Here is an 8,051-nt window from a genome sequence, read left to right as displayed (position 1 = left end):
GATTCGAACAAGACGATCGGCGAGGACGCGATCCGCGAGCTGATGGCTCAGGTCGACGCCTACATCCCGACGCCGGTCCGTCCGCTCGACAAGCCGTTCCTGATGCCGATCGAGGACGTGTTCTCGATCTCGGGCCGTGGCACGGTCGTGACCGGCCGCGTCGAGCGCGGCGTGGTCAAGGTTGGCGAGGAACTCGAGATCATCGGCATCCGCCCGACGACCAAGACGACCTGCACGGGCGTGGAAATGTTCCGCAAGCTGCTCGATCAGGGCCAGGCTGGCGACAACATCGGCGCGCTGCTGCGCGGCGTTGATCGTGAAGGTGTCGAGCGCGGCCAGGTTCTGGCCAAGCCGGGCACGGTGAAGCCGCACAAGAAGTTCGTGGCCGAAGCCTACATCCTGACCAAGGACGAAGGTGGCCGTCACACGCCGTTCTTCACCAACTACCGCCCGCAGTTCTACTTCCGCACGACGGACGTGACCGGCATCGTGTCGCTGCCGGCTGGCACCGAGATGGTTATGCCTGGCGACAACATCACGGTCGATGTCGAGCTGATCGTGCCGATCGCCATGGAAGAGAAGCTGCGCTTCGCCATCCGTGAAGGCGGCCGCACCGTCGGTGCCGGCATCGTCGTCACCATCAAAGAGTAATTTGGACTTAAACCGATCTGTCGCGGGCGCGGAAGTTGCCCGCGCCGCGCCAGAACAAGGAAGTGACGCATGAACGGACAGAATATCCGCATCCGCCTGAAGGCGTTTGATCACCGCGTGCTCGACGCCTCGACGAAGGAAATCGTGTCGACGGCCAAGCGCACCGGCGCAAACGTCCGCGGCCCCATTCCGCTGCCGACGCGGATCGAAAAGTTCACGGTCAACCGGTCGCCTCACGTCGACAAGAAGAGCCGCGAGCAGTTCGAGATGCGCACGCACAAGCGTCTGCTCGACATCGTCGATCCGACCCCGCAGACCGTCGATGCTTTGATGAAGCTCGATCTGGCCGCCGGCGTCGACGTCGAGATCAAGCTCTAAGGGAATGAGAGCGCGGTAAGGGGCGGTGCCCCTGGCCCGGAACTCTAAAGGAATTGAACCGATGCGTTCAGGTGTGATTGCAAAGAAGGTGGGAATGACCCGCATCTACAACGATGCCGGGGAACATGTTCCCGTCACTGTTCTCCAGATGGAGAACTGCCAGGTCGTGGCGCAGCGCACGCAGGAGAAGAATGGCTACACCGCCGTTCAGCTCGGCGTTGGCCTCGCCAAGGTGAAGAACACGTCGAAGGCGATGCGCGGCCATTTCGCGACCGCTTCCGTCGAGCCGAAGGCGAAGGTCGCCGAGTTCCGCGTCTCCGCCGACAACATGATCGATGTCGGCGCCGAGATCACCGTCGAGCACTTCGTCGCCGGCCAGAAGGTCGATGTGACGGGCACGACGATCGGCAAGGGTTTCCAGGGCGTCATCAAGCGCCATCACATGGGTGGTGGCCGCGCGACGCACGGTAACTCGGTCTCGCACCGTACGCACGGTTCGACCGGCCAGCGCCAGGACCCCGGCAAGGTGTTCAAGGGCAAGAAGATGGCCGGCCATATGGGCGACACCCGCGTCACCACGCAGAACGTCGAGATCGTCTCGACCGATGCCGACCGCGGCCTCATCCTGATCCGCGGAGCGGTTCCTGGATCGAAGGGCGCCTGGATCCTGGTCCGCGATGCGGCCAAGGTGGCACTGCCGGCCAATGCGCCGAAGCCCGCCGCGATCCGCCCAGTTGCAGCAGGAAGTGCTGCTAAGAACGAGGCTCCGGCCACAGAGGGAGCGGAATAATGGATCTCAAGATCACAACGCTTGGCGGCAAGGACGCCGGCAAGGTGAAACTCTCCGAGGAGATTTTCGGCCTTGATCCGCGCGAGGACATCCTGCAGCGCGTCGTGCGCTGGCAGCTTGCCAAGAAGCAGCAGGGCACGCACAAGGCCAAGGGCCGCGCCGAAATCGCGCGCACCGGCGCCAAGATGTACAAGCAGAAGGGTACGGGCCGCGCCCGTCACCACTCGGCACGCGCTCCGCAGTTCCGCGGCGGCGGCAAGGCCCACGGCCCGGTCGTTCGCAGCCACGAGCACGACCTGCCGAAGAAGGTGCGCGCTCTGGGCTTGAAGCATGCTCTCTCGGCCAAGGCCAAGAGCGCGTCGATCATCGTCATCGACGAGCTGAAGCTGACCGAGGCCAAGACCAAGGCGCTGATCGCGAATTTCGCGACGCTGGGCCTGAGCAATGCCCTGGTGATCGGTGGTGCCGAGCTTGACAAGAACTTCAAGCTGGCCGCGACCAACATCCCCAACATCGACGTGCTGCCCATCCAGGGCATCAACGTCTACGACATTCTGCGCCGCGGCACGCTGGTCCTTTCCAAGGCCGCCGTCGAGGCTCTCGAGGAGCGCTTTAAATGACCGACCTTCGTCACTACGACGTGATCGTCAGCCCGGCGATCACCGAAAAGTCGACCATGGCTTCCGAGCAGAACCAGGTCGTCTTCAACGTCGCCAAGAAGGCGTCGAAGCCGGAAATCAAGGCCGCCGTCGAAGCGCTGTTCGGCGTCAAGGTGATGGCCGTGAACACGCTTGTCCGCAAGGGCAAGATCAAGCGCTTCCGCGGCACGATCGGCCGCCAGAGCGACGTCAAGAAGGCGATCGTGACGCTGGCCGACGGCCAGTCGATCGACGTCGCGACGGGTCTCTGAGCAAGGCCGCGAGGACAGAACAATGGCACTGAAAAAATTCAACCCGGTAACGCCGAGCACCCGCCAGCTGGTCATCGTCGACCGCTCGGGCCTCTACAAGGGCAAGCCCGTCAAGGGTCTGACCGAGGGCCTGACCAAGTCGGGCGGCCGCAACAATTACGGCCGCATCACCGCCCGCTTCATCGGCGGTGGTCACAAGCGTTCGTACCGCATCATCGACTTCAAGCGCCGCAAGTTCGACGTCGTCGGCACGGTTGAGCGCATTGAATACGATCCGAACCGCACCGCCTTCATCGCGCTGATCAAGTACGACGATGGCGAGTTGTCCTACATCATCGCCCCGCAGCGCCTTGCCGCCGGCGACAAGATCGTGGCTGGCGAAGCGGTCGACGTGAAGCCGGGCAATGCGATGCCGCTGGCATCGATGCCGGTCGGCACGATCGTCCACAACATCGAGCTGAAGCCGGGCAAGGGCGGCCAGGTTGCCCGTTCGGCCGGCGGTTACGCCCAGCTCGTGGGTCGCGACCAGGGCATGGCGATCCTGCGCCTCAACTCGGGCGAGCAGCGTGTCGTTCACGGCTCCTGCATGGCCACCGTCGGTGCCGTGTCGAACCCCGACCACGGCAACATCAACGACGGCAAGGCCGGCCGCACGGTCTGGCGCGGCAAGCGCCCGCACAATCGCGGCGTGACCATGAACCCGGTCGACCATCCGCACGGCGGTGGTGAAGGCCGCACCTCCGGTGGCCGTCATCCGGTCAGCCCGTGGGGCAAGCCGACCAAGGGCAAGAAGACGCGGTCCAACAAGGCGACCGACAAGTTCATCCTGCGCTCGCGCCATCAGCGCAAGAGCTAAGAAGAGGTAACGCCAAGTGACTCGTTCTATTTGGAAAGGCCCCTTCATCGACGGCTACCTTCTCAAGAAGGTGGACAAGGTTCGTGAAGGTGGTCGCAATGAGGTGATCAAGATGTGGAGCCGTCGCTCCACCATCCTGCCGCAGTTCGTCGGCTTCACCTTCGGTGTCTACAACGGCCAGAAGCATGTTCCCGTTTCGGTGAACGAGGACATGGTCGGTCATAAGTTCGGTGAATTCGCTCCGACGCGGACCTATTACGGTCACGGCGCGGATAAGAAGGCGAAGAGGAAATAATCATGGGCAAGGCCAAAGCTCCGCGCAGGCTTGCTGATAACGAAGCGCGCGCTGTGTTGCGCACGATCCGTATCAGCCCGCAGAAGCTGAACCTCGTTGCCGCGCTGATCCGCGGCAAGAAGGTCGCGACAGCGCTTTCCGACCTCGAATTCTCGGCCAAGCGGATTTCCGGCACGGTCAAGAAGACGCTGGAATCGGCGATCGCCAACGCGGAAAACAACCACGACCTCGATGTCGATGCGCTGGTGGTGGCGGAAGCCTATGTCGGCAAGTCGATTGTCATGAAGCGGTTCCACGCTCGTGGCCGTGGTCGCGCCAGCCGTATCGAGAAGCCGTTCTCGCACCTCACGATCGTTGTTCGTGAAGTCGAAGAAAAAGGGGAGGCCGCATAATGGGCCAGAAAGTCAATCCGATCGGTCTTCGCCTCGGCATCAACCGCACCTGGGATTCGCGCTGGTTCGCGAACACCGGCGAGTACGGCAAGCTGCTGCATGAGGATATCAAGATCCGCAAGTATCTTGAGAAGGAACTCAAGCAGGCCGCGATCTCCAAGGTCGTGATCGAGCGCCCGCACAAGAAGTGCCGCGTCACCATCCATGCCGCGCGCCCGGGTCTGATCATCGGCAAGAAGGGCGCCGACATCGAGAAGCTTCGCAAGAAGCTGATGGAGATGACGAAGTCCGAGACGCACCTCAACATCGTCGAAGTGCGCAAGCCGGAAATCGATGCGACCCTGGTCGCCCAGTCGATCGCCCAGCAGCTCGAGCGCCGTATCGCGTTCCGCCGCGCCATGAAGCGCGCCGTGCAGTCGGCGATGCGCCTCGGTGCCGAAGGCATCCGCATCAACTGCTCCGGCCGTCTTGGCGGCGCTGAAATCGCGCGCATGGAGTGGTACCGCGAAGGCCGCGTGCCGCTGCACACGCTGCGCGCCGATGTCGACTACGGCACGGCCGAGGCGAATACGGCGTACGGCATCTGCGGCGTCAAGGTCTGGGTATTCAAGGGCGAGATCCTCGAGCACGATCCGATGGCTTCGGAACGTCGCGCGACAGAGGGTGATGCTGCGCACGGCGGTGGTGGTGATCGCGAACGCGGTCGTCGTCGCGAAAACGCCTGAGACATTTAGGAATTTGGAGTTAGAACGATGCTGCAGCCAAAGCGCACAAAGTTCCGCAAGCAGTTCAAGGGCCGTATCCATGGTACCGCAAAGGGCGGCACCAACCTGGATTTCGGTGGTTTCGGGCTGAAGGCGCTTGAGCCGAACCGCGTTACCGCGCGTGAGATCGAGGCGGCCCGCCGCGCGATCACTCGCGAAATGAAGCGCGCTGGCCGCGTCTGGATCCGTATTTTCCCGGATCTGCCGGTCACGTCGAAGCCGACCGAAGTCCGCATGGGCAAGGGCAAGGGCGCCGTCGACTACTGGGCAGCGCGCGTCAAGCCGGGCCGCATCATGTTCGAGATCGACGGCGTCAGTGAAGAAACCGCCCGTGAGGCGCTGCGTCTCGGCGCGGCCAAGCTCTCGGTCAGGACGCGCTTCGTACAGCGCATCGCAGAATAAGGACGGGCTGATCATGAAAGCCGAAGACATCCGGACCAAGACCCAGGACCAGCTGACCGACGATTTGGCCAGCCTGAAGAAGGAGCAGTTCAACCTGCGCTTCCAGAAGGCCACCGGCCAGCTCGAGAAGACCGCGCGCGTGAGGCAGGTCCGCAAGGACATTGCGCGTATCAAGACCATCGCTGCGGAAAAGTCCGCGGCCAAGAAGGCTTAAGGACGAAAACCATGCCAAAGCGCATTCTGCAGGGCACCGTCGTCAGCGACAAGAACGAGAAGACGGTTGTCGTCAAGGTCGAACGGCGCTTCACGCATCCCGTGATGAAGAAGACCGTGCGCATGACCAAGAAGTACAAGGCGCACGACGAGAACAACGCCCACAAGGTTGGCGATCAGGTGTTCATCCAGGAATCGAAGCCGATTTCCAAGGATAAGCGCTGGATCGTTGTGTCTTCGGACCAGGCGTAAACAAACGAATTTTGGACAGACCGGGGAGGGGTGAAAAACCCGTCCCGTTAGAAAAGAAGAAGGCGGCCAGTCATGATTCAGATGCAAACAAACCTCGACGTGGCGGATAATTCCGGCGCGCGTCGTGTCATGTGCATCAAGGTGCTGGGCGGCTCGAAGCGGAAATACGCTTCCGTGGGCGACATCATCGTGGTGTCCATCAAGGAAGCCATTCCGCGCGGCCGCGTTAAGAAGGGCGATGTGATGAAGGCGGTCGTGGTTCGCACGGCCAAGGACATCCGCCGCCCGGACGGCAGCGTGATCCGTTTCGACAAGAACGCGGCCGTTCTCGTCGACAACAAGAAAGAGCCGATCGGCACGCGTATCTTCGGACCGGTTCCGCGCGAACTCCGCGCCAAGAACCACATGAAGATCATCTCGCTCGCGCCTGAAGTGCTGTAAGGAGCCGGACCAATGCAAAAGATTAGAAAAGGCGACAAGGTCGTCGTGCTGGCCGGCAAGGACAAGGGCCGTTCGGGCGAAGTCCTCTCGGTTCAGCCGAAGGATGACACCGCGCTGGTGCGCGGCGTCAACATGATCCGTCGTCACCAGAAGCAGTCCCAGTCCCAGGAGGGCGGGATCATCACCAAGGAAGCGCCGATCCAGCTGTCGAACATCGCGCTGGCCGACCCCAAGGATGGCAAGCCGACCCGCGTCGGTTTCATCTTCCAGAAGGACGGCAAGAAGGTGCGCGTCGCCAAGCGCTCGGGAGAAGTCATCAATGGCTAAGGCTCAAACCAAGCAGGCGACTGCCACCAACACGCCGCGCCTCAAGCAGGTCTACAACGAGACCATCCGCAAGGCGCTGCAGGAGCAGTTCGGCTACGACAACAACATGCAGGTTCCGCGCCTCGACAAGATCGTGCTGAACATGGGTGTTGGCGAAGCGACCGCCGACTCCAAGAAGCCGTCGGTTGCGGCCGAAGACCTGGCGCTGATCGCCGGCCAGAAGGCCGTCGTCACCCGCGCCCGCAATTCGATCGCTGGCTTCAAGGTCCGCGAGAACATGCCGATCGGCGCCAAGGTCACGCTGCGCAAGGAACGTATGTACGAGTTCCTCGACCGCCTCGTGAACATCGCGCTGCCGCGCGTCCGCGACTTCCGCGGACTGAACCCCAAGAGCTTCGATGGCCGTGGCAACTACGCCATGGGCATCAAGGAGCACATCGTGTTCCCGGAGATCAACTACGACAAGGTTGATCAGATCTGGGGCATGGACGTCATCGTTTGTACGACTGCGAAGACGGACGACGAAGCCAGGGCATTGCTCAAGGCCTTCAACTTCCCCTTCCGCCAGTAACGGCAGCGAGAAAAGGAAAAATCTGAAATGGCAAAGACCAGCTCAGTCGAGAAGAACAACAGGCGCCGCAAGCTTGCCGACCAGTACGGTCCCAAGCGCGCTGCCCTGAAGGCGATCATCATGGATCAGTCCAAGCCGATGGAAGAGCGCTTCCGCGCTCAGCTCAAGCTTGCTGCCCTGCCGCGCAACTCGGCCAAGATCCGCATCCGCAACCGCTGCGAAGTCACCGGCCGTCCGCGTGCCTACTATCGCAAGCTCAAAGTATCGCGCATCGCGCTTCGTGATCTCGGCAATAACGGCCAGATCCCGGGCCTGGTCAAGTCGAGCTGGTAAGGAGGACATAACATGTCATTGAGCGATCCTCTCGGCGATATGCTGACCCGCATCCGCAACGCCTATGGCCGCAAGAAGTCGAGTGTCTCGACGCCGGCCTCGCGTCTGCGCACCCGCGTCCTCGACGTGCTGAAGGCTGAAGGCTATATCCGCGACTACAGCCAGACCGACTTCGACAACGGCAAGTCCGAAATCGAAATCGAGCTGAAGTATTTCGACGGCGCCCCGGTCGTGCGCGAAATCGCCCGCGTCTCGAAGCCGGGCCGCCGCGTTTACGTCTCGGCCAAGTCGATCCCGCACGTCGCCAACGGCCTCGGCATCGCCATCCTTTCGACGCCGAAGGGCGTGATGGCCGATCACGAAGCACGCGAACAGAACGTCGGCGGCGAGATTCTCTGCCAGATCTTCTGATCTGGCAGCTGAGCGCAAAGTGGAATCCGGTCTTCGGATCGTTCCGAAGACAGAGACCTGAAACA

Annotated in this window: 17 protein-coding genes; all 17 read left to right on the top strand. The window is 62.0% G+C overall.

Annotated features, from left to right (window positions below):
- The coding region (locus tag FJ977_RS20165; RefSeq protein ID WP_246683202.1) for an EF-Tu/IF-2/RF-3 family GTPase at positions 1–651 on the top strand (651 nt) is incomplete at its 5' end.
- A 69-nt stretch (positions 652–720) separates the two neighbouring features.
- Positions 721–1,029, top strand: coding sequence for a 30S ribosomal protein S10 (rpsJ, locus tag FJ977_RS20160; RefSeq protein WP_010909272.1), 309 nt, complete (start codon positions 721–723; stop codon positions 1,027–1,029).
- Between the two features lie 61 nt (positions 1,030–1,090).
- Positions 1,091–1,819 carry a 50S ribosomal protein L3 gene (gene rplC, locus FJ977_RS20155; protein WP_095775810.1) on the top strand — a complete coding sequence of 243 codons (729 nt, stop codon included), beginning with the start codon at positions 1,091–1,093 and terminating at the stop codon, positions 1,817–1,819.
- On the top strand, positions 1,819–2,439 hold the full coding sequence (gene rplD / locus FJ977_RS20150) for a 50S ribosomal protein L4 (RefSeq protein WP_019857964.1): 621 nt from the start codon (positions 1,819–1,821) through the stop codon (positions 2,437–2,439). The genes rplC and rplD overlap by 1 nt, the downstream gene beginning before the upstream one ends.
- The gene (locus FJ977_RS20145; protein WP_010909275.1) at positions 2,436–2,729 is read left to right on the top strand and encodes a 50S ribosomal protein L23; all 294 of its coding nucleotides are present in this window, start codon (positions 2,436–2,438) and stop codon (positions 2,727–2,729) included. Before rplD ends, FJ977_RS20145 begins: the two co-directional genes overlap by 4 nt.
- A 22-nt stretch (positions 2,730–2,751) precedes the next feature.
- Positions 2,752–3,585 carry a 50S ribosomal protein L2 gene (gene rplB, locus FJ977_RS20140; protein ID WP_010909276.1) on the top strand — a complete coding sequence of 278 codons (834 nt, stop codon included), beginning with the start codon at positions 2,752–2,754 and terminating at the stop codon, positions 3,583–3,585.
- 16 nt (positions 3,586–3,601) lie between these two features.
- A complete protein-coding gene (gene rpsS, locus FJ977_RS20135) occupies positions 3,602–3,880 on the top strand; it encodes a 30S ribosomal protein S19 (protein WP_006205463.1) in 279 nt (92 codons plus the stop codon).
- A gap of 2 nt (positions 3,881–3,882) precedes the next feature.
- Complete coding sequence (rplV, locus tag FJ977_RS20130) at positions 3,883–4,272, top strand: 50S ribosomal protein L22 (RefSeq protein WP_010909277.1); 390 nt, start codon at positions 3,883–3,885, stop codon at positions 4,270–4,272.
- A complete protein-coding gene (gene rpsC / locus FJ977_RS20125; RefSeq protein WP_010909278.1) occupies positions 4,272–4,997 on the top strand; it encodes a 30S ribosomal protein S3 in 726 nt (241 codons plus the stop codon). The genes rplV and rpsC overlap by 1 nt, the downstream gene beginning before the upstream one ends.
- A gap of 27 nt (positions 4,998–5,024) precedes the next feature.
- The gene (rplP, locus tag FJ977_RS20120) at positions 5,025–5,438 is read left to right on the top strand and encodes a 50S ribosomal protein L16 (RefSeq protein WP_010909279.1); all 414 of its coding nucleotides are present in this window, start codon (positions 5,025–5,027) and stop codon (positions 5,436–5,438) included.
- A 13-nt stretch (positions 5,439–5,451) separates the two neighbouring features.
- The gene (gene rpmC, locus FJ977_RS20115; RefSeq protein ID WP_006205459.1) at positions 5,452–5,652 is read left to right on the top strand and encodes a 50S ribosomal protein L29; all 201 of its coding nucleotides are present in this window, start codon (positions 5,452–5,454) and stop codon (positions 5,650–5,652) included.
- Positions 5,653–5,663: 11 nt separating this feature from the next.
- On the top strand, positions 5,664–5,903 hold the full coding sequence (gene rpsQ / locus FJ977_RS20110; protein WP_010909280.1) for a 30S ribosomal protein S17: 240 nt from the start codon (positions 5,664–5,666) through the stop codon (positions 5,901–5,903).
- Between the two features lie 72 nt (positions 5,904–5,975).
- Entirely contained in the window at positions 5,976–6,344 is a 369-nt protein-coding gene (gene rplN / locus FJ977_RS20105; RefSeq protein ID WP_006205457.1) for a 50S ribosomal protein L14, read from the top strand.
- Between the two features lie 12 nt (positions 6,345–6,356).
- A complete protein-coding gene (gene rplX / locus FJ977_RS20100) occupies positions 6,357–6,671 on the top strand; it encodes a 50S ribosomal protein L24 (protein WP_006205456.1) in 315 nt (104 codons plus the stop codon).
- Positions 6,664–7,242 (top strand): 50S ribosomal protein L5, encoded by a 579-nt coding sequence (rplE, locus tag FJ977_RS20095; RefSeq protein WP_140773915.1) that lies wholly within the window; start codon positions 6,664–6,666, stop codon positions 7,240–7,242. The genes rplX and rplE overlap by 8 nt, the downstream gene beginning before the upstream one ends.
- Before the next feature lie 27 nt (positions 7,243–7,269).
- A complete protein-coding gene (gene rpsN, locus FJ977_RS20090; RefSeq protein ID WP_010909282.1) occupies positions 7,270–7,575 on the top strand; it encodes a 30S ribosomal protein S14 in 306 nt (101 codons plus the stop codon).
- A gap of 12 nt (positions 7,576–7,587) precedes the next feature.
- Positions 7,588–7,986, top strand: coding sequence for a 30S ribosomal protein S8 (gene rpsH / locus FJ977_RS20085; protein WP_006205453.1), 399 nt, complete (start codon positions 7,588–7,590; stop codon positions 7,984–7,986).
- The last annotated feature ends 65 nt before the right edge of the window (positions 7,987–8,051 follow it).

Origin of the sequence: Mesorhizobium sp. B2-1-3A (assembly GCF_006442655.1) — a bacterium.
GTDB lineage: Bacteria > Pseudomonadota > Alphaproteobacteria > Rhizobiales > Rhizobiaceae > Mesorhizobium.
This window is presented reverse-complemented; position numbering and strand designations above follow the sequence as displayed.

What these genes read in the sequence shown, in the direction of transcription:
- rpsJ (WP_010909272.1), top strand. Translation starts at nt 721, where the DNA reads ATGAACGGACAGAATATCCGCATCCGCCTGAAGGCGTTTGATCACCGC.
- rplC (WP_095775810.1), top strand. Translation starts at nt 1,091, where the DNA reads ATGCGTTCAGGTGTGATTGCAAAGAAGGTGGGAATGACCCGCATCTAC.
- rplD (WP_019857964.1), top strand. Translation starts at nt 1,819, where the DNA reads ATGGATCTCAAGATCACAACGCTTGGCGGCAAGGACGCCGGCAAGGTG.
- FJ977_RS20145 (WP_010909275.1), top strand. Translation starts at nt 2,436, where the DNA reads ATGACCGACCTTCGTCACTACGACGTGATCGTCAGCCCGGCGATCACC.
- rplB (WP_010909276.1), top strand. Translation starts at nt 2,752, where the DNA reads ATGGCACTGAAAAAATTCAACCCGGTAACGCCGAGCACCCGCCAGCTG.
- rplV (WP_010909277.1), top strand. Translation starts at nt 3,883, where the DNA reads ATGGGCAAGGCCAAAGCTCCGCGCAGGCTTGCTGATAACGAAGCGCGC.
- rpsC (WP_010909278.1), top strand. Translation starts at nt 4,272, where the DNA reads ATGGGCCAGAAAGTCAATCCGATCGGTCTTCGCCTCGGCATCAACCGC.
- rplP (WP_010909279.1), top strand. Translation starts at nt 5,025, where the DNA reads ATGCTGCAGCCAAAGCGCACAAAGTTCCGCAAGCAGTTCAAGGGCCGT.
- rpmC (WP_006205459.1), top strand. Translation starts at nt 5,452, where the DNA reads ATGAAAGCCGAAGACATCCGGACCAAGACCCAGGACCAGCTGACCGAC.
- rpsQ (WP_010909280.1), top strand. Translation starts at nt 5,664, where the DNA reads ATGCCAAAGCGCATTCTGCAGGGCACCGTCGTCAGCGACAAGAACGAG.
- rplN (WP_006205457.1), top strand. Translation starts at nt 5,976, where the DNA reads ATGATTCAGATGCAAACAAACCTCGACGTGGCGGATAATTCCGGCGCG.
- rplX (WP_006205456.1), top strand. Translation starts at nt 6,357, where the DNA reads ATGCAAAAGATTAGAAAAGGCGACAAGGTCGTCGTGCTGGCCGGCAAG.
- rplE (WP_140773915.1), top strand. Translation starts at nt 6,664, where the DNA reads ATGGCTAAGGCTCAAACCAAGCAGGCGACTGCCACCAACACGCCGCGC.
- rpsN (WP_010909282.1), top strand. Translation starts at nt 7,270, where the DNA reads ATGGCAAAGACCAGCTCAGTCGAGAAGAACAACAGGCGCCGCAAGCTT.
- rpsH (WP_006205453.1), top strand. Translation starts at nt 7,588, where the DNA reads ATGTCATTGAGCGATCCTCTCGGCGATATGCTGACCCGCATCCGCAAC.